Source organism: Nocardioides ginsengisegetis, assembly GCF_014138045.1.
GTDB classification, from domain to species: domain Bacteria; phylum Actinomycetota; class Actinomycetes; order Propionibacteriales; family Nocardioidaceae; genus Nocardioides; species Nocardioides ginsengisegetis.
Window position 1 is genome coordinate 3,142,939 of the sequence record NZ_JACGXA010000001.1, and the last position, 21,470, is coordinate 3,164,408.

Genomic DNA, 21,470 nt, shown 5'->3' on the forward strand with positions numbered 1-21,470 from the left:
GCGTCTAGAGGTAGGTCCGCTTCACGATCACGTCGAAGGCGCCGTCGGGGAGCAGCTTGCGCGCACGCAGGATCGTGCCCGCACCCTTGCCGACGGGGTAGCGGGCGCGGGGGTTGCGGGTCAGCGCCGCCTTGACGATCTTCTTCGCCACGGTCCGCGGCGAGCTGGCCATCGCCTTGCCGTCGGCGCGCTCGAGGACCGCCCGGACCTTGCGGGCCTGCTGCTCGTAGGCGCCCCCCTTGCTGGTCTCGGTCAGGCTCTGGCGCGAGATCTCGTTCCACTCGGTGAGGATCGGACCGGGCTCGATGATGACGACGTCGATGCCGAACGGCGACAGCTCGATCCGGAGGCTGTCGCTGAAGCCCTCCACCGCGAACTTCGTGGCGTGGTACCACGCGCCGAGCGGCTCGTAGAACTTGCCGCCGATCGAGGAGATGTTGATGATCCGCCCCGACCCCTGCGCGCGCATCGCCGGCGTGACCAGCTGGGTGAGCCGGGCCAGGCCGAAGACGTTGACCTCGAACTGGCGGCGCGCCTCGTCGATCGGGACGTCCTCGACCGCGCCGTAGGAGCCGTACCCGGCGTTGTTGACCAGTACGTCGATCCGCCCGTGGTCGGCGAGGATCCGCTCGATCCCGGCGACCATCGACGCGTCGTCGGTGACGTCCATCGCGAACGTCGTGATGCCCTCCTTCTCCAGGCCGAGCATCCGGTCGACGCGACGCGCCACGGCGTACACCTCGAAGCCGGCCTTCCGGAGCCCGAGGGCCGTCTGCTCACCGATGCCGCTGGAGCCGCCGGTGACGAGTGCTACGCGCGTGGAGGTCATGGGGCCATCCTTCACCCCAGCTCCGCGAGCCCACCACCCAGTGTCTCGGCGACGCGGCGCAGCCGGGCCCGGGTGATGTCGGCGACCGTCAGCAGCCCGGCGTTGCGGGCGTTGGAGCCCTCCCGGGTCGGCTCGGCGGAGTTGATGCTGATGCAGCGCCGGGTGCCGCCGTCCTCGGCGTTCTGCAACGCGACCGCGTGACCCGTCGTGCCGCTGCCGGCGAAGAAGTCCAGGACCAGGACGTCGTCGGGCATCGTGCCCAGCACCCGCCGGACCAGGCCGGTCGGCTTCGGCGACTCGAAGACGTGGCCGACGATCGCCTTCAGCTCGGCGACGGCGGTGTCGGTGGAGCCGACCTCCTCGGCCAGCCAGATGGTGCGCAGCTTCTTGCGGCGGCCGCCGTCGCGGTGCAGCCAGTCCTTCTGGAAGACGTCGATCCGCGGGCCGGCCTTGCTGCGCACGACCCGGCAGACCAGGTCGTCGGGGCGCTGGTCCATCAGGGGCCGCGACCAGCGCCAGACCGCCGGTCGGCCGTCGCCGAAGACCGGGCTGATCTCGGTCGCGCCCTCGAACTCCACGGTCCGCACCTCGCCCGTCTCGGCGTTGCCCCACACCGTGAAGTGCAGGGTCCGCGCCGTCGTCGGGTTGAACTTCTTGTTGGTGTTGCGCAGCGGCAGGTGCCGGTAGCGCCGCCCGTCGGCCTCGGTCAGCGGGAAGTCGCGCTCGTCGACGGTCTCGGTCGTGGTCGCGTCGAGGTGGGTCCGGCGCGCGTCCTTCGCATAGACCAGGAGGTACTCGTGGCTCGTCGCGAACCCTCCCCCCAGCTGCCGGCCCTTGGGGTTGAGGTTGACCACCACCTGCGCGAGGAAGTTGTCCTCCCCGAACACGTCGTCGAGCAGCAGCCGCAGGTGCGCGACCTCGTTGTCGTCGATGCTGACGAAGATCGCGCCGGTGTCGGCCATCGCCGCGTGCGCCGCCTCCAGCCGCGGCCGCATCATCGCCACCCACGCCGCGTGCCGGGTCCGGCGGGCATCGCCGTGCCGGAAGTCGTCGTTGTAGGCGAAGTCGTTGCCGGTGTTGTACGGCGGGTCGATGTAGACCAGGTCGACTGGCTCCCCCAGGCGCGGCAGCACGTCGAGGTTGTCACCCTCGATGAAGGTGTTCCACGGCTGGTCCACGGCTCGCACCCTAGTGCGCGGGACGCAGCGGCCGCGGGGACACGGGGTCCACCTCCCAGTCCGGGGCGGGCGACCGACTTAGCCTGAGGTGCGTGCGTCACTCGATCTCGGCCCTCACCGCAACCCTGTCCGCCCTCGCCCTGGTGGGCGCGGGTCCGGCGCTGGCGCAGCCACGCCACCCCGAGCCGCATGCCGGTGAGGCCACCGGCGGCGACCACCGCGTCCTGCACCCGACCACGTCCAGCGGCGGGTACGCCGGCACGCCCGTCGTACCTCTCCCGTCCTTCCTGCGCGCCTCGACCACCTCGACCGACCCGACCGGGTGGCAGGTCGCCCCGGGCGTCACCTACACGAAGTGGGTGCAGACCAACGCCCGCGGCCCGATGCGGGTGCACCTGCTCGCGGTGAGGTGGGAGACGCCGGGGGTCCGGATCGACTACGCCAAGAAGGGCTCGGTCCGCTCCACGGCACCCGTCCCGGACATCCTCAAGGTCGACCGGGCGGTCGGCGGCGTCAACGGCGACTTCTACGACATCGGGCACACCGGCGCACCGCTGGGCCTGGGCCGCGACCGCGAGTCCGGCCTCGTCCACGGCCGCACCAGCGGCTGGAACGCCTCGTTCTACTTCGACGCCCAGGGTGTGCCCCAGGTCGGGCAGCTGCCCATGGTCGCCGAGCTCACCGACCACCCCGACATGAAGGTCACCAACTTCAACTCGCCGTTCGTCTACCCCGACGGCATCGGCATCTACACGCGAGCCTGGGGCCGCACCGACGGGTACGCCGTCACCCGCGGCCAGACGACCGGCGTGCGGATGGTCCTCGTCCGCGACGGACGGGTCGTGGCCACGAAGAAGAAGCTGCCGCACGACACCGCGATCAACGGCCTGCTGCTCATCGGCCGCGGCCACGGCGCCCAGCAGCTCGGCCACCTCCAGAAGGGCCAGAAGGTCGCGGCGTCGTGGCACCTCGAGGGCCACCCACAGATGGCGATCAGCGGCAACCACGTCCTCATCGGCGAGGGCGTCGACGTGGCGCTCGACGACCAGTACAAGGCGCCGCGCACCGCCATCGGGATCGACCGCGACACCCACGAGGTCCTGATCGTGGCCGTCGACGGCCGCAAGAAGTCCAGCCGCGGCGCCACCATGGTCGAGCTCGCCGACCTGATGCAGAGCCTCGGCGCCGACGAGGCGCTCAACCTGGACGGCGGCGGCTCCACCACGATGGTCGCCAGGAAGCCCGACGGCACGACGCCGGTGGTCAACGTGCCGTCCGACGGCTTCCTGCGCTGGGTCTCCAACGCGGTCGAGGTGACCTACACCAAGCCCCAGTAGGGCCCCTGGCGGTCAGACCGCCGAGGACGGCACCGCCACCAGTGCGACGGTGGTGACCGGCGCGAAGCACTCCATCTTGGGCTTGGCGACCTTCTGCGGCGTGATGACCACGCCGTCGGGGCCCGGGGTCACCGTGACCCCGGGAGGTACGTCGCACCCGACGGCGACGACGGCCGCCACCAGGGTCTGGTCGCCGGCGAGCCGGGCCGAGCCGGCCTTCGCGCGGATCTGGTCGCCCAGCGAGCCCCGCGTGAACTGCCCGGCGAAGTCCGCGACCGCCGCGTCGTCGCCGAGCACCGTCGCCTGCGTGGACGTCGCCCCGCCGGCCCCGGTCTGGGACAGCAGCGCCACCACGTGGGCCTCGAAGGCCGCGCCGTCGGTGGCCGAGGACGAGTGCGCCGCCGGGTCGGGGGCGAGGCCGGGGTCGCTGTCACCGCAGCCGGTGAGCACCGACGCGGCCAGGGCCAGGCCGAGGGACAGGGTTCCGAGAGTTCGTCGCATGGTGATCGGACGCTACCGCCCAGAGCGAGGTTCCACCCCGGCACCTAGGCTCGAGCGGTGCCCCGCTTCACCCGCGCCGAGCTCGAGTCCTTCCACGACGCCGAGGTGCCCGACCTGCTCCCGGACCCCGCCCGGCACGACCTGCGGCTGCTCTTCGTCGGCATCAACCCCGGCCTGTGGACCGCGGCCACCCAGACCCACTTCGCGCACCCGGTCAACCGCTTCTACCCCGCCCTGCTGCAGGCCGGCATCCTCGAGCACCCGGTCGACCCGTCGGCCGGCATGACCGACGAGGACCGCGACCGGCTGCGAGCCCGCGGCATCGGGATCACCAACATCGTCCGGCGGGCCACCGCCCGCGCCAACGAGCTCGGCCGCGCCGAGCTGCGCGAGGGAGGCGAGGCCCTGGCGCGGCTGGTGGCCGAGCGGGCGCCGAAGGTCGTCGCGGTCCTCGGGATCACGGCGTACCGCTCCGCCTTCGGCCACCCGAAGGCCGTCCCCGGCCGCCAGCCCGAGCCGCTGGCCGGCGCCGAGCTGTGGGTGGTGCCGAACCCCAGCGGGCTCAACGCCCACGAGAACGTCGCGTCCCTCGCCGAGGCCTATGCCGCCCCGGCGAGGGCCGCGGGAGTTCTGTGACTCAGGCCGGCACGATGCTCGGGTAGGTCTGGTCCTTGCCCAGGATCGTCAGCCCGTCCTCGACCACGAAGCCGCGGGCCCGGTCCTCCTCCGGGTCGACCCCGATCCGCGCACCCGGCGGCACCACGACGTTCTTGTCGAGGATCGCGTTGCGCACGATCGCGCCCGCCCCGATCCGCACGTCGTTGAGCAGCACCGCGTCGGTCACCTCGGCTCCGGAGCCGATGAACGCCGCCGGCGAGAGCACCGACCGGTTCACCGAGCCGCCGCTGATGACGACACCGGGCGAGAGCAGCGACTCCAGCGTCCGCGAGGCGTGGCCGTCCTCCCCCGGCGTGATCTTCACCGGCGGCTGCGGGCCGTAGGAGGTGAAGATCGGCCAGTCGAAGTTGTAGAGGTTGAAGACCGGCAGCGGCGAGACGAGGTCCATGTGCGCGGCGTAGTAGGACCCGATGGTCCCGACGTCGCGCCAGTAGCCGCGGTCGCGGGCGGTGGCGCCCGGCACGGAGTTGTCCTTGAAGTCGTAGACACCAGCCTGGTCACGGCGCACGAACGCCGGGACGATGTCGCCGCCCATGTCGTGCTTGGAGCCCGCCTCGGTCGCGTCGCGGGTCACCGCCTCGACCAGCGCGTCGGCGTCGAAGACGTAGTTGCCCATCGAGGCCAGCACCTCGCCGGGGCTGTCGGGCAGGCCCACCGGGTCGGTCGGCTTCTCCAGGAACTCCCGGATCCGGCGCGGGTCGTCGGGCTGGACGTCGATGACGCCGAACTGGTCGGCCATCCCGATCGGCTGACGGATCGCAGCGACGGTGCAGGCCGCGCCGCTCTCGACGTGCTGGTCGACCATCTGCGAGAAGTCCATGCGGTAGACGTGGTCGGCGCCGACCACGACCACGATGTCGGGCTTCTCGTCGCGCAGCAGGTTGAGGGACTGGAAGATCGCGTCGGCGCTGCCGAGGTACCAGTGCTTGCCGACCCGCTGCTGCGCCGGCACCGGGGTGACGTAGTTGCCGAGCATCGTCGACATCCGCCAGGTCTGGGTGACGTGCCGGTCCAGGCTGTGCGACTTGTACTGCGTGAGCACGACGATCTGGAGGTAGCCGGAGTTGACGACGTTGGAGAGCGCGAAGTCGATCAGGCGGTAGATGCCTCCGAACGGGACACCCGGTTTGGCACGGTCGGCGGTCAGCGGCATCAGCCGCTTCCCCTCTCCACCGGCGAGGACGATGGCCAGGACCTTCTTGCGCGATGCGGTCATGGCTGCACGCTAGCCCTGTCGGACCGTCGCCCGGCAGGGGTAGTTTCATCGACGTGCGAGTCGACGTGTTGTCCAAGGAGTACCCACCCGAGATCTACGGCGGCGCGGGGGTGCACGTCGCCGAGCTCGTCCGGGCGCTCCGGCGCCGCTCCGACCTCGAGACCCGGGTCCACGCGTTCGGCGCGCCGCGCGACGAGGCGCTGACGTCGTCGTACGCCGACCACGCCGAGCTCGCCTCGGCCAACGGGGCCCTCAAGACGCTGGGCGTCGACCTGTCGATCGCCGACGGCTGCGCCGGCACCGACCTGGTCCACTCCCACACCTGGTACGCCAACTTCGCCGGCCACCTCGCCTCCCTGCTGTACGGCGTCCCGCACGTCATCAGCGCGCACTCGCTGGAGCCGATGCGACCGTGGAAGGCCGAGCAGCTCGGCGGCGGCTACGCCGTCTCGTCGTGGGTGGAGAAGACCTCCTACCTCGCCGCGTCGACCGTGATCGCGGTGTCCTCGGCGATGCGCGACGATGTGCTGCGCTCCTACCCCGACATCGACCCCGGCAAGGTCCAGGTCGTGCACAACGGCATCGACACCGACGACTGGGCGCCGGTCCACGACCCCGACCGGGTGCGGTCGCACGGCGTCGACCCCGACCGCCCGTCGGTGGTGTTCGTCGGCCGGATCACCCGCCAGAAGGGGCTGCCGCTGTTCCTGCGGGCGGTGGCGCAGCTGCCCCCCGACGTCCAGATCGTGCTGTGCGCCGGCGCCCCGGACACCCCCGAGATCGAGGCCGAGGTGGTCGCCCTGGTCGACGGGCTCAAGCAGACCCGGCAGGGCGTCGTGTGGATCCGCGAGATGCTGCCGCGGCCCGACGTGGTCGCGCTGCTGACCAACGCCACGGCGTTCGTGTGCCCCTCGATCTACGAGCCGCTCGGCATCGTCAACCTCGAGGCGATGGCCTGTGAGACGGCCGTCGTGGCCACCGCGACCGGCGGCATCCCGGAGGTCGTCGTGCACGGCGAGACGGGGCTGCTGGTGCCGATCGAGCAGGCCACCGACGGCACCGGCACGCCGCTGGACCCCGACCAGTACGTCGCCGACTTCGCCGCCGCGCTGAACGAGGTCGTCTCCGACCCCGAGCGCGCGGCGGCGTTGGGCAAGGCGGGCCGGCAGCGGGCGATCGACGCGTTCAGCTGGGGCGCGATCGCCGAGCGGACCGTCGAGGTCTACCGCTCGGTCAGCGGCTGAGGAGCGTCGCCTCGGGGGCTGTGGATGACGCCCGACGCCCGACCCGGATCGGGGGCAGGCTGGCCGCATGAAGCAGCTACCACCGATCCACACCCAGGCCGACCTCCACGAGGCGTGGGGGACGCTGATGCAGCCCCTCGGGTTCTCGGGGCACAGCATCTGGCTGATGTTCCTCACCCCGGAGGGGGAAGCCCTGCCCCAGCTCACCGAGATCACCGAGGCCGCAGACCCTCCGGCCGCGGGCAGGGAGTCCGGCCTCGCCGAGCTCCTGCGCCACTTCGCCGACCTGCGCCCCGCCTTCCTGCGCTCGCGCCCCGGGCCGGCCGTGATCACCGCCGACGACCGGGCGTGGGCACGAAGCCTGTACGCCGCGTGCCGCAGCGCCGAGGTGCCGGCCGAGGTCGTCCACCTGGCGACCGACACGGCCATCGTGGCGTTGCCACGGGACGAGCTCGCCGCCTGACCGGCGGCGAGCCCCTTCACGTCGTCCGGCTAGACCACGATCCCGAGCAGCAGCACGAACACCAGGCCGGTCACCGACAGGATCGTCTCCATCAGCGACCAGGTCTTGAGGGTCTGGCCGACCGACAGCCCGAAGTACTCCTTGACGAGCCAGAAGCCGGCGTCGTTGACGTGGCTGAAGAAGACCGAGCCGGCGCCGACGGCGAGCACCACCAGCGAGGTCTCGCCGGTGCTGAGCCCGTCGACCAGGCCGATCATCAGCGAGGACGCGGTGATGGTCGCGACGGTCGCCGAGCCGGTGGCGAGGCGGATCAGGACGGCGAGCACCCAGGCGAGCAGGAGCACCGAGATGTTCTTGTCGGCGGCCCAGTCGGCCAGCAGGGTGCCGATGCCGGTGTCGACCAGCACCTGCTTGAAGCCACCGCCGGCGGCCACGATCAGGATGATGCCGGCGATCGCGGGCAGCGAGCCCTCGAGGGTCTTGCTGACCCGGGCGCGGTCCATGCCGGCGCCGCGGCCGAGGGTGAACATCGCGACGACGACGGCGATCAGGAGCGCGACGAGCGGCGTGCCGAGCAGGTCGAAGACCTGGCGGAAGGTCTGGGTCGAGTCATCGATGAAGATGTCGACGAGGGCCTTGCCGAGCATCAGCACGACCGGCAGCAGGACGCTGAACATCGTGACCGCGAACGACGGGCGCTGGGCGTCGGCCTCACGGTCGGCGTCGAAGGTGTGCGGAGCAGGGACGTCGACCCAGCGGCCCGCGATCCGGCCGAAGAGCGGACCGGAGACGATCACGGTCGGGATCGCGACGAGGACGCCCATGGCGAGCGTGACGCCGAGGTCGGCGCCGAGGTAGCCGATCGCGGTCAGCGGACCGGGGTGCGGCGGGACCAGCCCGTGCATGGCCGACAGGCCGGCCAGCGCCGGGATGCCGACGGTGATCAGGGAGACCTGTGCGCGGCGGGCGACGAGGTAGATGACCGGCATCAGCAGGACGAGGCCGATCTCGAAGAACATCGGCAGGCCGATGATCGCGCCGACCAGGGCCATCGCCCACGGCAGCGTGCGCGGCGAGGCGTGCCCGACGATCGTGTCGACGATCTGGTCGGCGCCGCCGGAGTCCGCGAGCAGCTTGGCGAACATCGCGCCCAGGCCGATCAGGATGCCCACGCCCGAGGCGGTCGCGCCGAAGCCGGAGCCGAAGGACGTCAGCACGCCGAGGCCGTCGGCGTCGGGCAGGACGTTCTGGCCGGCGAGCGCGCCGACCGTGATGGCGCCGAAGGTCAGGGCCAGGAAGGGGTGCACCTTGGCGACGGTGATCAGCACGACGATCAGGGCGATGGCGACGAGCGCGGCCGTGATCAGCTGCGCACCCGACGCGACCGGCTCGACGAGCGGGGCGGCTGCCAGGGGCAGGACGGCGGACAGGGCGGACATCAGTTCTCCTCATCGGGGGTGGGGGCGGTGCCGGGGGTGGCGGTGATGCGGGTGACGGCCTGCTCGACGATCGCGTCGACGCTCTGGTCCACGTCGACGACGATGCCGCGCTCGTCGGCCTCGAGCGGCTCGAGGGTGGCGAACTGGGAGGCCAGCAGCGAGGCGGGCATGAAGTGGCCGGGACGGCTGGCCTGGCGGCGGGCAATGACCTCGTGGGAGCCCTCCAGGTGCACGAACTCCAGCGCCGGCACGTGCCGCCGCAGGTGGTCGCGGTAGCTCCGCTTGAGGGCCGAACAGCTCACGACCCCGCCGTCCGCCCGGGTCGCCAGCCACTCCCCGATCCGCTCGAGCCAGGGCTCGCGGTCGCGGTCGTCGAGCGGCTGGCCGGCGCTCATCTTGGCGATGTTGGCCGCGGGGTGTAGGTCGTCGGCGTCCTCGAAGGGCACGCCGAGCCGCTGCGCCAGCGCGGCGCCGACCGTGGACTTGCCGGAGCCCGAGACACCCATGACGACCAGGAGCGGGTGGGACATGACGGTTCCTCCGGATCGGGGTGCGGATGACGGCGGTTGTGGCTGCGCTCACACATGGTGCAAGCATTAGTCATACTTTTGCAACCCTTTGATCCAGATTTATCCGTTCTTTCCTTCCCTGTGGGCGTGATGCGAGGATGTATGGGTGACGACGACCCCATCAACCAGCCCTTCGCTCGGCCAGCACGCCGGCGTCCTGGACGCGCTGGGCGGCCGGATCGCGTCGGGTGAGCTCGCGGCCGGCCAGGTGGTCACCCTCGACGGCCTGTGCCAGGCGTACGCCGTCTCCCGCAGCGTGGCCCGCGAGGCGATCCGGGTCCTGGAGTCGATGGGGCTCGTGGCCTCGCGCCGACGCGTCGGCATCACCATCCAGCCGCGGACCCGCTGGAACGTCTTCGACCCGCGGGTCATCCGGTGGCGGCTGGACTCCGACGACCGGACCGAGCAGCTGCTCTCCCTCTCGGAGCTGCGGCGCGGCATCGAGCCGGTCGCGGCGGCGCTCGCGGCCGAGCGGGCCAACCCGCACCAGTGCCGGATCCTGGCGGCGGCGGTCTCCGACATGGTCGTCCACGGCCGCGACGGCGACCTGGACTCCTACCTCCTGGCCGACACGGTCTTCCACCGCACGCTGCTCGAGGCCAGCGGCAACGAGATGCTCAGCGCCCTGGACTCCGTCGTGGAGGAGGTCCTCAGCGGCCGGACCCACCACGGGATGATGCCGCACCGGCCGAACCCCGAGGCGATCGCGCTGCACGACGAGGTGGCCCGCGCCGTACGCCTCGGTGACGCCGAGGGCGCCGAGACGGCGATGCGCGCGATCATCGCCGAGGCCGCGGCCGCCCTGCGCGAGGAGCAGGGGGACGACCAGAACTGACGCGCCCGCCCGACGTGGGGCGCGAGCCCCACCCCGGACGGGCGGTCAGGTGGTGCCAGGTGCCTGGGGTGCGCTCAGGCGGCGCCCACGGACTTCCAGTAGTCGTTGACTGCGCCGTTGGTCTTCACGAACCACACGAGCGGGCCGATCAGGATGAAGGCGCCGGGGAAGTACCACAGGCCGGTCATCGCGGAGACGGGCTTCTCGCGGCCCGCGCGCTCGTAGAGGCCGCCGACCTCGCCCGAGGTCAGGTAGGGCATCACGATGCCGACGAAGAACGCCAGGATCAGCGCGAGGGCGCCGCCCATGCCCTGCCCGGAGTGGCGCTTCATCTCGTCGTGGGTCTTGTAGAACCACACGAGCGAGTAGATGCCGAACGTCACGATCGCCAGCAGGATGCACAGGCCGGTCGAACGGACCTTGCCGGGCGCGCCGGACGTGGCGCCCATCGGCATCATCCCGGCCTGCGGGGTGGTCATGGGGGTCGTCATGGGGGCGCCGTACGACGGTGCGGGCGCGGGGGCGGCGACGTCCCCGGTCGGGACCTCGGACGGAGTTGTCTCGGACATGTGGCGGTTCCTGTTCCCCTGGAGTTGGTGTCCCTCGCGGGACGGCTGCGCGAGGAATCTATGGCCGCACCACCTGCTGCCGGGCCGAATCGCCGTTATCCACAGGTGCGGTCCGGACGGGTTCGCGACGGTGGTGGACCGGGCAGGCTGGTCGGTGACGACGACCTCTCGGGAGACCTCATGACCATCGCCCTGGACCACACCGCCTTCGACACGGGCGTGTCCGACGTCCGCACCGCGTCCCTCGACCTCGACGAGCGGCGACGGCGGCTCGACCGGGACGTCACGGGACTGATCGACGGCGCCTGGACCGGCGCGGCCGCGACCGCGTTCGGCGAGGCCTGGACCGAGTGGTGCGAGGGCGCCGACGAGGCCATCGCGGCCCTGGCCGGGATGGCCGAGCTCCTCGACGCTGCCCACGGCGCGCTGGTCCGGCAGGACGATGCCTCGGTCGACCGGACCACGCGCCTCGCCGCGCGGCTGGGCGGGCTCTGATGAGCGGCTTCGACGTCGACCTCGACGAGCTGCGTCGGGTCGTGGCCCGGGTCGACGCCTGCGAGACGGCCTTCGAGGAGATCGCCACCGACCTCGCCGCCCGGGTCGCCGCCCTCCACGGCACCTGGGAGGGGCTCGCCGCCGATGCTCACCTGACCGCCCAGGCCCGGTGGGAGCACGGCTTCGCCCGGATGCGCGAGGCCCTGCGGGCCCTCCACGCCGCCGCGTCCGGGGCCGAGGCGAACTACGCCGACGCCGCCGCGACCAACCAGCGGATGTGGGAGCAGGTGACCTAGCGGGAGGTGTCGGTCGGGGTGGGTGCGCTCGGGCTGGGTGCGCTCGGGCTGGGTGCGCTCGTGGTCGGAGCCCCCGGGGGCGGGCCGATCGAGAGCGCCGGGGACGTCGCGGCGAGGTTGCCGGCGGTCGCGGGCACGGTGACGACGTAGCGCCAGGTGCCGCCGAGGGTGTCGGCGACGGGGATGGCGTAGCGGCCGTCGGCGTCGGTCCGGGCCGAGCCGACCTGCACCGGCCGCTTGGCCGTGAGCCGCCACAGCGTCGCGACGACGCCGGCCCTGGCGGGGGTCATGGTGCCGGTGACCGTGACGCCACCGTCACGGTCGGCCAGCCGGTCGGCGGTGACCAGCGGCGTCACGTCGACCACGACGGGCGCGGAGGTGCTGGCGTCGGTGGAGGAGCTGCCCAGGAAGCGCCAGCGGTAGAGGGTGCGGGTGGTGGGCTGCACGGTCAGCGACACGTGGCCGCCACGCACCTCGGACCCCTCGACCGGCGAGAAGGCCTTGGCCCCGAACGGCTGGGCCTCCAGCACCAGCAGCCCGTCGGGGACCGGCACACCGGACCCGGACAGCAGCGTGCCGTCGAGGCGCACGGCGTCGCCGACGACGACGGAGGGACCGGAGGCGGCGATGTCGGTGACCGAGGTGTAGCCCTCGAGGTCGTAGGTCGTGACGCCGGCCGGGCCGCCGATCCGCAGCGCGTCGATCTTGAAGGGGTTGCCGTCGCAGCCGAAGCCGATCGCGTAGAACCCCTGGCCGTCGCCGCCCTGGGTGGCCATGAAGTCGGTGACCGTGGCGCTCCCGGGCGCCGGCAGGTCGGTGGCCCGCGGCGGGACGGGCGCGTGGGTGACGGCGTCGACGTGGCTCCACGTGTAGCTCAGGCCGGTGACGTCGACCGGCCGCCAGCCACCGGGGGCGGCGGACAGCTCGGCACGTCCGACCCAGATCCGGTCGGAGTCGCGGTCGGCGGGCGGCTGGTAGCCGACGTAGGCGACACCGGTCGTGCCCGACGGCGCCGCGAGCGACAGGCCGGCGACGGTCGTCGCTGCGAGCGAGGCGACCCGGTGCTGGGAGCCGACCGCGTTGCCGCCGGCGAGGTCGTACTTGAGGCTGCGCTCGCCCGCGGGGGCGCCGTCGCCGCGGCTGAGGAAGGTCGGGATCGGCTCGGGGACCCGGTCGTAGAGGCCGGCGCAGCCGACGATGGCCAGGCTGTTGTAGGCGTCGGGGAAGGCGAAGCCGCGGACCACGACGGTCGTGTCGGCGGAGGCCGACGCGGCCGAGCCCAGGACCATGGACGCGGACATGACCGCAGCCACGACCGCTCCGATGACCAGCACCACTGCTCGACGCACGAGCCCCTCCTTCGGCCTCCCCCACGAAGGCCCTCCCGAAAGCCCCCGATGGCTCTGGGAGGAAGGGTACGTCGGGATGCCGACATCGTCAGCGGTCGAGCCGGTCTTTCACCAAGCTGTCACCCACTGCTCGCCGCGCAGGACCCGCGAGACGGGGTCCGACTGCCGGATCCGCTCCCGCTCCCCCAGCAGCGTCGCGGTCGCGAACCGGGCGGCAGCGCGCTCGAAGAACGAGCCCTGACGGAGCATCGCGTGGCGGGCGCCGGGCACGGCGACGTACCCGACGTCGGCGCGCTGCCCGATCCGCCGCGCCACCCGGGCGGCGTCGCCGGGGGCGGCGATCCGGTCGGCCGTGCCGTGCACGAACAGCACCCGGCGGCCGCTCAGGTCGGCGTCGTCGTCGGGGTAGAGCCACGGGTTGAGCGCGACCACGCTGCGGACGCCGTCGTGGTGGCCCGCGAGCAGCGCCGCGCGGCCGCCGAGCGAGTGCCCGACCAGGCTGGTGGGGACGTCGCCGAGCCGCTCGCGGACCCGGTCCAGCGCCCAGGCCACGTCGTCGACGGGCGTGTGGGAGGCGTCCCAGCCGCGGTGGGAGTTGAGCAGCCGGAAGACCGCCAGCCGCCCCCGTCCGGCCCGCGCCACACGCCCGGCGATCGGGATCATCCGGAGCACGGAGAGCTGGGTCGGGCTCACCTGCGGCCGGCCGGGGCGCTGGGCGCCACCGTGCAGGAGGAGTACGGCGCCCTCCGGTCGCGCGGGCACCCGGGTGTCGAGGAGTCGGGGTTCGGCGTGCACGGATCCAGTGTGGCGGAGGGCAGGTTGCCGATGGTCAGCCGATGGTCACGGCGGTCGGGGCGTCGTAGCCTCGGCTCACCACGGAGGAGAGGCTCGCATGACCGACGACGGCTACATCGACGTCCGCACCCACGACGGCCGCACCCTGGAGGTGCTGGTGGGCGGCGAGCCGGACGGCTTCCCGCTGCTCTACCACTCCGGCTCGCCGTCCGCGGCCGTGCACAGCGACGCCTGGGACGGCACCGCCCGGGACCTGGGCCTGCGGCTGGTGACCTACTCCCGGCCGGGCTACGGCCGGTCCACGCCGCGGCCGGCGGTCGGTGCGGCCCAGGTCAAGGACGACGTCCTGGACATGGCCGCCATCCTCGACCACCTCGCGATCGACGAGTTCGTGACCATCGGCCACTCCGGAGGCGGCCCGCGGGCGCTGGCGGCGGCCGCGCTGCTCGGCGACCAGTGCCGCGGCGCGGTGTCCCTGGCCGGGGTCGCCCCGCCGGACGCGGAGGGCCTGGACTGGACGGCGGGGATGGCCGCGGAGAACGTCGAGGAGTACGACACGGCCCGCCGCGGTCCCGAGGCCTACCGGGCACTGCTCGAGCGGGCCTATCCGCCGATGTTCGCGGCCTCCGCCGACGAGATCGCGGCGGCGTTCGGTGGCCTGGTCACCGAGGTGGACCGGGCCGCGATCACCGGCGAGCTGGCCGAGGAGCTCGCCCGCTCCTTCCACCACGCCGGCGCGCAGGGCGTGGCCGGCGCGCTGGAGGACGGGCTGACCATCATGGCGCCGTGGGGCTTCGACCTCGCGGAGATCGACGTCCCGGTGGCGATCTGGCAGGGCCGCCAGGACGCGATGGTCCCATACGCGCACGGGGCCTGGCTGGCGGCGCACGTCCCGACCGCCCAGCCGCACCTCTTCGAGGACGAGGGGCACCTCTCGCTGGTCGCCCAGCTCGAGCGGATCCTCGACGACCTCATCGACATCGCGGGTCTCGCCTGAGATGGACCCGCGTCAAGAGCGCCCCGAGCGCCCCGAGCGCCCCGAGCGCAACGTCCTCGGCGGCGAGCTGCAGCCGTGCGGCACCGACCCGATGACCGGCTTCCACCGCGACGGCAGCTGCCGCTGCGGCCCCGAGGACATCGGGCTGCACGCGGTCTGCGCGGTGATGACGCGGGAGTTCCTCGACCACCAGCGGGCGGTGGGCAACGACCTGGAGACGCCGCGACCGGAGTTCGGCTTCCCGGGGCTGGTGCCCGGCGACCGCTGGTGCGTGGTCGCGCTGCGCTGGCTGCAGGCGCACCAGGCGGGCGCGGCCGCCCCGGTGGTGCTGAGCTGCACCAGCGAGCGGGCACTGGAGTTCATCCCGCTGGAGATGCTCCAGCAGCACCGCGTCGACGTCCCGGAGGACGCCAGCTCCCTGGAGGAGTGAGACCGCCCAGCCGGCGGTTCAGTCGGTCAGTCGGTCGCGAGCGAGCGGCCCTCGGGGCTGAGCTCCCACACGCCCGGCTGGGTCACGGGCAGCAGCAGGCCCTCGTCGAGCATGGCCTTGCGCTCGAAGCGCGCGGCGTTGCGCCAGCGCAGCTCGCCGGTCGGCATCTTGTCGCGGTCGCCGTCGAGGAGCACGTCCTCCATCAGCCGCTCCACGTCGGCGAGGACGTCGTCGGTCGAGCCCTTGCCGCCGGCCTCGACCAGCGCCTCGAGGATGTAGTGGCGGTAGTAGCGCTGCGGGGTCCGCTTCGCGTCCGCGCGGCGCACCGAGATGTCAGCCTTCACGGGCTTGGCCTCGACGGCCGCGGCGGGCGCCGAGGCGCGGGTGCCGGGGACGCGCGGGGGCGTCTTCGTGCGGGCGGCGGGCTTCACCTCGACCGGCGGCGGCGCGGGCATCCCGTGCACACAGGTCGACAGTGGCAGGTCACACAGGTCGCAGTAAGCGTCCGACACGAAATCCTCATCCCTTTCCGGCGCCAGTCCGACGCCGACTCTCGAGCCTACGAGATGGAGCGCCGATCAGCGCGATCGGTAGGTGAACAGCTCCCCGGCACGGACCCGGTAGGAGACCGTCGCGCCGCCCTTCACCTCGATGCGCACGACCTGCTCGGTCCCCGTCGCGTTGTGGCCGAACACACCGATCGACCCATCCTCGTTCCTGAACGTCGCCACGGCCAGCCCCGGCGTCGACGTCGAGGACACGACCCGGGCCCCCGGCGTCGCGGCCCGGGACAGGTGCGCCAGCGTGAAGAACTCCGGCTCGCGGCTGACCCCGTCCGGGGTCACGGTCAGCAGGCCCCGGCAGTTCTTGCAGCCGTACGTCGATCCCGTGTCGACCGGCCCGTGCGCGGCGTCGAGCGCGAGGTTCCACATCATCAGCCCCGACGAGCCGGCCGCCACCGCGTCGGCGACCAGGTTGCGGGCGTCCCAGGCGAACGTGCCGCCCCAGCCGTCGGTCGTGCCGGTGCACTCGGTCACCATCCGCGGCACCGGGTCGGCGGCCATCGCGTCCGGCCGGCCGCCGTAGCAGTGGTAGGCCACGCCGTCGTAGGCCGCCGGCGCCCCCTGCAGCGAGGCCGCGGCGTGCGGCTGGTCGGACCAGTTGTGGTCCAGCGCCCAGAGCCGAACGCCGAGCGTGTGCAGCCGCGGCCCCGCGGCGCGTCCGACCTGCACGAGCTGGTCGTCGCTCATCCGCATCGAGGGGTAGTCGCTGCTCCACTCGGGCTCGTTGCCCACGGTGGTCGCGAACACGGGCACCCCCTGGCTCTTGAGCCAGGTGTTCTGGGCGGCCAGCAGGTCGGCGTACGGCGTCTCGGCGCCGGCCGCGAGGCTGCCGCCGCGCAGGGAGTGGTTGGACTTCATCGTGGCCGGCGCCGTCCACGGCGCCGTGACCACCTTGAGCCCGGGCCGGAGCCCCAGGATCTGGCCGCGGAGCAGGTCGACGGCCGCGGTCTCCTGGCTGGGCGGTGAGGGGCGGGTGCCGTCCCAGGCCCAGGCCCACGGCTCCGGGGAGAAGTCGGTCGCCGAGAGCGGCAGGCGGAGCATGCTGAGGCGGGCGCCGTCGGAGGCGTAGGCGCCGTAGAGCGCGCGGAGCGCGTCGGGGCGGTCACGCAGCAGGCCGACGGAGGCGTCGGTCAGGGCGGCACCCGTGCCCCACCAGACCTGCCGGGGGTCGCCCGGGTCGACCGAGACGGTGGCCGTCGCTGGGCCGGCCGCGCCCGGCTCGACGAGCAGCCGCCGCGAGGCGTCCGTGGGCGAGGACACCCAGAAGGTGCCGGTGTTGACGGGGTAGTGCGGGGACCGGACGTCGCCGCCCTGCCGTCCCGAGCGGCGACCGTGCTCACGGCCGTGGGCGTGCTGCTGGGCGTGCTGGCTGCGGGGGTGGTCGCGGAAGGTCGGCGCCGAGTCGGGGTCGGTGGCGGCACAGCCGCCGGAGAGCGTGGCGAGGGCCACCGTCGCGGTGAGCCCGAGGGAGAACGCCGTACGCCGACGCGACCGAGGCCGGTGGGTCACAGGCATGTCGATTCCCGTCCGAGTGGGGAGGTTCCTCATCCACTCTGACGGACCACGGCCCAGAGTCAAACCGGGCCGGGTGAGGAGAAACCTCCAGATTCCCTCAAGACGCGTGTGTTGGCGGCGTGGCGGCTCTCCGGTGCCTTTACCTTTCGAGGACCGGGTCACACGACCGCAACCGTCTCTGGGGGGAGCACACATGATCGTCGACGAGCGCACACCGACGTCCTCCGGCTGCGGTTCCTACGACCCCGGCCACCTGCTGCACTGGGCGCACTGGAAGCAGGCCTCCGCCGCCGAGTGCGTCGCCGTCCTGGACGTGATCCAGTCGGGCTCCTCCATCGAGATCGTCCTCGCCGGCGAGCCGTCGCTGCGGTGGTACCACCACGACCCGCTCGCCCTCGCGACGGCACTGGCCGGCACCCACGGGCCCATCCTCCTCTCGCGCCGCCACCAGGCGCTGCGCGTGGACGGCTACTGGTTCAACTGCGCCACCGACGTCAGGGCCCTTGCCGCCTGCGGCTGACCGGCGAGCCTCTGGGAGGATGGGCACGCACCGCCCGCCCCCCAGACTGGAGTGACCGCCTCGATGGACCCCGTCGTCATCGCTGACCGCTACGCCCTCGAGGACGTCCTCGGACGCGGCGGCATGGCCGACGTGCACCGCGCGACCGACCGGGTCCTGCACCGCCCGGTCGCGGTCAAGGTGCTGCGCGAGACCGCCACCGACGAGAACGACCGCCTGCGGTTCACCGCCGAGGCGCAGACCCTGGCCCGGCTGTCCCACCCGGGCCTGGTGATGGTCCTCGACGCCGGTACGACGGCCGAGCGGCCCTACCTCGTCATGGAGCTCGTCGAGGGCCGGACCCTCGGCCGGGTGTGCGCGGACGGCCCGCTGTCGCCCGAGCGGACCGCCGCGCTGGGCGCCCAGGTGGCGGCGGCGCTGGCCTACGCCCACGACGAGGGCGTCGTGCACCGCGACATCAAGCCGGGCAACATCATCGTGACCGACGCCGACCGCACCAAGATCGCCGACTTCGGCATCGCGCGGCTGATCGGCGACACCGTCCGGCACACCCAGACGGGTCACGCGATCGGCACCGCCGCCTACCTCTCCCCCGAGCAGGTGCGTGGCGAGGACGTGACCACCGCGGTCGACGTCTACTCCCTCGGGCTGGTGCTGCTCGAGGTGCTCACCGGCGAACGGTCCTTCCCCGGGTCGCCGACCGAGTCGGCGCTGGCGCGGCTGAGCCGTGACCCCGAGATCCCCGACTGGCTGCCCGAGACGTGGGCCGCGCTGCTCGGTGCGATGACCGCGGCCGACCCCGCAGCCAGGCCCTCCGCGGGCGAGGTGGCAGCGACCCTCGGCGAGCTCGCGGACCCCTCCGCCACGCGCGTCATGACCGCACCGGTGCCGGTCGCGGCGCCGGTCTCCGCACCGGCCGCCGCACCTGCCGCGGCACCCTTCGCCGCACCCGCCGCCTCCGCGGCCGCGCTCGTCGCGTCGGGTCGCGAGCGGCTCGCGGCTGTCCCGGCCCACCAGCGCGGCGTGATCGGGGCCGTCGGCGCGATCCTGGCGCTCGTCGTGGTCGTGGCGATGGCCGCGGGCAGCGGCGGCGACACGGGCACGCCGACGTCGCCGGTGAGCACGCCGTCGTCCTCGCCCGTCAGCAACACTGAGCCGTCGACGCCCGCCACCCCGACGTCGACCCCGACGTCGACCCCGACGTCGACAAAGCCGACCCCGACGCCCGCGAGCAAGCCCCCGCCGCCGGCCCCGCACGACAAGCACGGGCACGACAAGCACGGGCACAAGGGCAAGCACTGACCCCCGCCGGGTCAGGGCACCCCGCTCAGGAGGCGAACGGCGAGGCGCGCAGCGGCTCGAGGCCGGGCAGCGTGTTGACCTCCGGGAGCGGCTCGAACTCCTCACCGACACACGGCCGCGACGAGATCCGCAGGTCCGCGAAGACCTGCCAGTCGCCCTCGCCGACCCGGCAGGCCAGCTCGAACGACTCCGCCCCCGTCTGACGCGCGCGCAGGGACACCGGCCCCGCGTCGGAGAGGTAGGGCGACTCGGTCACCAGGACCACCTCGCGGGCCACGCGACGCGGGCTCGGCGGGCTCCACGCCGGACGCGCCGGCGCCCGCAGCACGAGGTCGCCGACCGATCCGTCGGCCTGCTCGACGCGCAGGCAGAGCCCGGTGACGGCGATCGACGTACCGGCCAGGGAGAGCGGTGAGACCAGCCGCACCCGGGCGTCGTCCACGCCGCCGTTGTCGAGCCACGGCACGTCGACCGGGGGCGTGAGGCCGTGCCGGAAGATCCGGGCGCGCAGGGTCTCGCCGGGTGGCAGCCAGGGTGCTGCGGGGCGCAGACCCACGGAGCGGGTCATGGTCGAGAGGAGATCGCCGGCGTGGGAGCCGGTCAGCCGGGGGATGGCGAGGAACGACACGTCTGGAGCGTGCCCGATCGGGTGACTTTCAATCCCCTTCTTCCCCACCAACCTCAGCGGACGGGCTCCACCCACGCGAACGGCACCCGCAGCAGCATCCGGCCGGCCTTGAGGTGGTAGGTCGTGCGGCCCCGCTTGACCACCCGCCCGACGACGCCGTGGTGCTCCCCCGCGGCGGTGACGCGGGCCCGGCTGCCGACGGCGAGCCACGCCAGCCGCTCGCCCCGGCGCAGCGCCGCGAGCTCGGCCTCGTAGTTGGGGTGCATCAGCGCCGGCCGGCCGTGGTGGGTCCACGCGAAGACCGCCGCCAGGTCGAAGGTGGGGCTGCAGGTCGGGCAGGAGACCACCCGCTCGGGGCGGCGGTGCCGGCCGACGGTGTGGCCCTCGGGGCAGGTGCCGAGCCAGGCCGCCTCGACGCGCGGCGAGTCGGCGTCCACGCAGCGCGCCCCGGACGAGCCGATCTCGCGGGCGACCCGCCGCCAGGTCTCGTCGTGGCCGTGGCGCGGCCCGACCAGGGCGTGCGCGATCTCGTGGAGGATCGTGTCCTCGACCTCCGCCACCGAGTGGAGTCGGGTCAGCGGCGCGCTCAGGCCGATCACCCGGTCGCCGAACCGGCAGATCCCGGCCCGGCGCTTGGCGCTGTCGAACTCCACCGACCACGCGGTCAGCCCGTGCCGCGCGAGCAGGTGCTCGGCGAGGGCGAAGGCGTCGGGCAGCTCCATGGCGAGAACGCTAGGCGAGCCCTCCGACAGTGGTCGTGCGGCGGGCCGGTCGGGCCGTCAGTCGTCGCTGGAGTCGGCCGAGCCAGCCAGCCGGTCCTGCAGACGCGCCCGCACTTCGTCGGGCGTCAGCTGCGCGCGACGACGCTGGTCACGCGCGATGATGACCCCGGTGGCCGCGACCCCGGCCACTCCCGCCACCCCGAGCAACCGCCAGAGCTTGCCAGCCTTCATGACAGGGACTCTAGACATGCCCAGCATCGGCCTCGACGAGGCGGTCGACCTGACCCGCACCGGCGACCTGTGGCTCTTCCGCGGCCACTCCGCCGCCGACCACGCGATCCGCGTCGTCACCAACGCGCCGGTCAACCACGTCGGCATGGCGGTGGTGCTCGACGACCTGCCGCCGCTGATGTGGCACGCCGAGCTGGGCAAGGGCCTGGAGTGCGTCTGGTCCGGCGCCCACCACCGCGGCGTCCAGCTGCACGACCTGCGGGCCGCCGTGGACCAGTGGTCGGGCCGCTACGAGCAGCAGGCGTGGCTGCGCCAGCTCGACGCGACGATCACGCCGGTCATGGAGGACGCCGTGCTGCGCACCATCGCGCGGCTCGACGGCACGCCGTTCCCCGCGACGGTCGCGCTGGCCGGCCGCTGGGCGCGCGGCCGGCTGCGACGTCCGGCACCCGCCGAGATGACCTACTGCGCCGAGGTGGTGGCCGCGACGTACGCCGCCATGGGGCTGCTCGACGACCGGCTGCCGACCAACTACTTCGACCCGGGCATGTTCTGGTCCGGCGACGACCTGGCGCTCCAACGCGGCGCCCGGCTGGGCGACGAGATCGCCGTCGCCACCTGAGCCCCTCCTTCAAGTTGGGGATGACGCACCCCTTCGCCGTCGCGTTGGCTGGGGGACGGCTCGGTCGGCGGAGACGCATGCGCTGCGGGTCCGGCTGGGAGAGGTGGGCGTTGCCGGGGGGCGACGCCTGTCTCACCGTCGGCCTCA

At 73.2% G+C, this 21,470-nt stretch carries 26 protein-coding genes; 12 read left to right on the forward strand and 14 right to left on the reverse strand.

Annotated features, from left to right (window positions below; all coding sequences use genetic code 11):
- Nucleotides 1-4 precede the first annotated feature (4 nt).
- The gene (locus tag FB382_RS15140; protein ID WP_182540454.1) at nucleotides 5-829 is read right to left on the reverse strand and encodes an oxidoreductase; all 825 of its coding nucleotides are present in this window, start codon (nucleotides 827-829) and stop codon (nucleotides 5-7) included.
- 11 nt (nucleotides 830-840) lie between these two features.
- Nucleotides 841-2,007, reverse strand: coding sequence for a DNA methyltransferase (locus FB382_RS15145; protein WP_182540456.1), 1,167 nt, complete (start codon nucleotides 2,005-2,007; stop codon nucleotides 841-843).
- 92 nt (nucleotides 2,008-2,099) lie between these two features.
- Here FB382_RS15145 and FB382_RS22945 point away from each other — a divergent pair, with 92 nt between their 5' ends.
- Entirely contained in the window at nucleotides 2,100-3,344 is a 1,245-nt protein-coding gene (locus tag FB382_RS22945; protein WP_182540458.1) for a phosphodiester glycosidase family protein, read from the forward strand.
- A gap of 12 nt (nucleotides 3,345-3,356) precedes the next feature.
- Here the strand turns inward: FB382_RS22945 and FB382_RS15155 are convergent, their stop codons facing one another.
- Nucleotides 3,357-3,845 (reverse strand): hypothetical protein, encoded by a 489-nt coding sequence (locus tag FB382_RS15155; protein WP_182540460.1) that lies wholly within the window; start codon nucleotides 3,843-3,845, stop codon nucleotides 3,357-3,359.
- Nucleotides 3,846-3,902: 57 nt separating this feature from the next.
- On the opposite strand from FB382_RS15155, the gene FB382_RS15160 reads away from it, so the two are divergent.
- Nucleotides 3,903-4,481: a uracil-DNA glycosylase family protein gene (locus FB382_RS15160; RefSeq protein ID WP_182540462.1), complete on the forward strand. Its 579-nt coding sequence runs from the start codon at nucleotides 3,903-3,905 to the stop codon at nucleotides 4,479-4,481.
- Between the two features lies 1 nt (nucleotide 4,482).
- Here FB382_RS15160 and glgC read toward each other — a convergent pair whose 3' ends face one another.
- Nucleotides 4,483-5,739 carry a glucose-1-phosphate adenylyltransferase gene (gene glgC / locus FB382_RS15165; protein WP_182540464.1) on the reverse strand — a complete coding sequence of 419 codons (1,257 nt, stop codon included), beginning with the start codon at nucleotides 5,737-5,739 and terminating at the stop codon, nucleotides 4,483-4,485.
- 53 nt (nucleotides 5,740-5,792) lie between these two features.
- Between glgC and glgA the strand changes: the two genes are divergently transcribed.
- Nucleotides 5,793-6,983, forward strand: a complete 1,191-nt coding sequence (glgA, locus tag FB382_RS15170; RefSeq protein ID WP_182540466.1) for a glycogen synthase — start codon at nucleotides 5,793-5,795, stop codon at nucleotides 6,981-6,983.
- A 67-nt stretch (nucleotides 6,984-7,050) separates the two neighbouring features.
- A complete protein-coding gene (locus FB382_RS15175) occupies nucleotides 7,051-7,446 on the forward strand; it encodes a hypothetical protein (protein ID WP_182540468.1) in 396 nt (131 codons plus the stop codon).
- Between the two features lie 29 nt (nucleotides 7,447-7,475).
- Here FB382_RS15175 and FB382_RS15180 read toward each other — a convergent pair whose 3' ends face one another.
- Both FB382_RS15180 and FB382_RS15185 read right to left on the reverse strand, forming a co-directional pair.
- Nucleotides 7,476-8,885 carry a GntP family permease gene (locus FB382_RS15180; protein ID WP_182540470.1) on the reverse strand — a complete coding sequence of 470 codons (1,410 nt, stop codon included), beginning with the start codon at nucleotides 8,883-8,885 and terminating at the stop codon, nucleotides 7,476-7,478.
- Entirely contained in the window at nucleotides 8,885-9,415 is a 531-nt protein-coding gene (locus FB382_RS15185; RefSeq protein ID WP_182540472.1) for a gluconokinase, read from the reverse strand. The genes FB382_RS15180 and FB382_RS15185 overlap by 1 nt, the downstream gene beginning before the upstream one ends.
- Before the next feature lie 145 nt (nucleotides 9,416-9,560).
- On the opposite strand from FB382_RS15185, the gene FB382_RS15190 reads away from it, so the two are divergent.
- Nucleotides 9,561-10,289, forward strand: coding sequence for an FCD domain-containing protein (locus FB382_RS15190; protein WP_182540474.1), 729 nt, complete (start codon nucleotides 9,561-9,563; stop codon nucleotides 10,287-10,289).
- Nucleotides 10,290-10,363: 74 nt separating this feature from the next.
- Here the strand turns inward: FB382_RS15190 and FB382_RS15195 are convergent, their stop codons facing one another.
- Nucleotides 10,364-10,858 (reverse strand): DUF4234 domain-containing protein, encoded by a 495-nt coding sequence (locus tag FB382_RS15195; RefSeq protein ID WP_220481370.1) that lies wholly within the window; start codon nucleotides 10,856-10,858, stop codon nucleotides 10,364-10,366.
- 180 nt (nucleotides 10,859-11,038) lie between these two features.
- Between FB382_RS15195 and FB382_RS15200 the strand changes: the two genes are divergently transcribed.
- Nucleotides 11,039-11,353, forward strand: a complete 315-nt coding sequence (locus FB382_RS15200; protein WP_182540476.1) for a WXG100 family type VII secretion target — start codon at nucleotides 11,039-11,041, stop codon at nucleotides 11,351-11,353.
- Nucleotides 11,353-11,649: a WXG100 family type VII secretion target gene (locus FB382_RS15205; protein ID WP_182540479.1), complete on the forward strand. Its 297-nt coding sequence runs from the start codon at nucleotides 11,353-11,355 to the stop codon at nucleotides 11,647-11,649. Before FB382_RS15200 ends, FB382_RS15205 begins: the two co-directional genes overlap by 1 nt.
- On the opposite strand, the gene FB382_RS15210 is transcribed toward FB382_RS15205, so the two are convergent.
- Together FB382_RS15210 and FB382_RS15215 are read right to left on the reverse strand one after the other, a co-directional pair.
- Nucleotides 11,646-12,998 carry a peptidase associated/transthyretin-like domain-containing protein gene (locus tag FB382_RS15210; RefSeq protein WP_182540481.1) on the reverse strand — a complete coding sequence of 451 codons (1,353 nt, stop codon included), beginning with the start codon at nucleotides 12,996-12,998 and terminating at the stop codon, nucleotides 11,646-11,648. The genes FB382_RS15205 and FB382_RS15210 overlap by 4 nt on opposite strands.
- A gap of 108 nt (nucleotides 12,999-13,106) precedes the next feature.
- Nucleotides 13,107-13,793 (reverse strand): alpha/beta fold hydrolase, encoded by a 687-nt coding sequence (locus FB382_RS15215; protein ID WP_182540483.1) that lies wholly within the window; start codon nucleotides 13,791-13,793, stop codon nucleotides 13,107-13,109.
- Nucleotides 13,794-13,890: 97 nt separating this feature from the next.
- On the opposite strand from FB382_RS15215, the gene FB382_RS15220 reads away from it, so the two are divergent.
- Both FB382_RS15220 and FB382_RS15225 read left to right on the forward strand, forming a co-directional pair.
- Nucleotides 13,891-14,790: an alpha/beta fold hydrolase gene (locus FB382_RS15220; protein ID WP_182540485.1), complete on the forward strand. Its 900-nt coding sequence runs from the start codon at nucleotides 13,891-13,893 to the stop codon at nucleotides 14,788-14,790.
- Between the two features lies 1 nt (nucleotide 14,791).
- Nucleotides 14,792-15,220: a DUF2237 family protein gene (locus FB382_RS15225; RefSeq protein ID WP_182540487.1), complete on the forward strand. Its 429-nt coding sequence runs from the start codon at nucleotides 14,792-14,794 to the stop codon at nucleotides 15,218-15,220.
- Between the two features lie 26 nt (nucleotides 15,221-15,246).
- On the opposite strand, the gene FB382_RS15230 is transcribed toward FB382_RS15225, so the two are convergent.
- Together FB382_RS15230 and FB382_RS15235 are read right to left on the reverse strand one after the other, a co-directional pair.
- Nucleotides 15,247-15,732, reverse strand: a complete 486-nt coding sequence (locus tag FB382_RS15230; protein ID WP_182540489.1) for a hypothetical protein — start codon at nucleotides 15,730-15,732, stop codon at nucleotides 15,247-15,249.
- Nucleotides 15,733-15,798: 66 nt separating this feature from the next.
- Entirely contained in the window at nucleotides 15,799-17,298 is a 1,500-nt protein-coding gene (locus tag FB382_RS15235) for a glycoside hydrolase family 30 protein (protein ID WP_182540491.1), read from the reverse strand.
- Nucleotides 17,299-17,491: 193 nt separating this feature from the next.
- On the opposite strand from FB382_RS15235, the gene FB382_RS15240 reads away from it, so the two are divergent.
- Both FB382_RS15240 and FB382_RS15245 read left to right on the forward strand, forming a co-directional pair.
- Complete coding sequence (locus FB382_RS15240) at nucleotides 17,492-17,818, forward strand: hypothetical protein (protein ID WP_182540493.1); 327 nt, start codon at nucleotides 17,492-17,494, stop codon at nucleotides 17,816-17,818.
- 51 nt (nucleotides 17,819-17,869) lie between these two features.
- Nucleotides 17,870-19,120 carry a protein kinase domain-containing protein gene (locus tag FB382_RS15245; RefSeq protein WP_182540495.1) on the forward strand — a complete coding sequence of 417 codons (1,251 nt, stop codon included), beginning with the start codon at nucleotides 17,870-17,872 and terminating at the stop codon, nucleotides 19,118-19,120.
- Nucleotides 19,121-19,145: 25 nt separating this feature from the next.
- Here the strand turns inward: FB382_RS15245 and FB382_RS15250 are convergent, their stop codons facing one another.
- From FB382_RS15250 to FB382_RS15260, 3 genes are read right to left on the reverse strand one after another with little or no spacing between them, the layout of a single operon-like run.
- Nucleotides 19,146-19,748 carry a hypothetical protein gene (locus FB382_RS15250; protein ID WP_182540497.1) on the reverse strand — a complete coding sequence of 201 codons (603 nt, stop codon included), beginning with the start codon at nucleotides 19,746-19,748 and terminating at the stop codon, nucleotides 19,146-19,148.
- A 53-nt stretch (nucleotides 19,749-19,801) separates the two neighbouring features.
- Nucleotides 19,802-20,470, reverse strand: coding sequence for a SprT-like domain-containing protein (locus FB382_RS15255; RefSeq protein WP_182540499.1), 669 nt, complete (start codon nucleotides 20,468-20,470; stop codon nucleotides 19,802-19,804).
- Nucleotides 20,471-20,527: 57 nt separating this feature from the next.
- Nucleotides 20,528-20,701 carry a hypothetical protein gene (locus FB382_RS15260; protein ID WP_220481371.1) on the reverse strand — a complete coding sequence of 58 codons (174 nt, stop codon included), beginning with the start codon at nucleotides 20,699-20,701 and terminating at the stop codon, nucleotides 20,528-20,530.
- Nucleotides 20,702-20,717: 16 nt separating this feature from the next.
- On the opposite strand from FB382_RS15260, the gene FB382_RS15265 reads away from it, so the two are divergent.
- Nucleotides 20,718-21,323, forward strand: a complete 606-nt coding sequence (locus FB382_RS15265) for a hypothetical protein (RefSeq protein ID WP_125038327.1) — start codon at nucleotides 20,718-20,720, stop codon at nucleotides 21,321-21,323.
- Nucleotides 21,324-21,470: the final 147 nt, after the last annotated feature.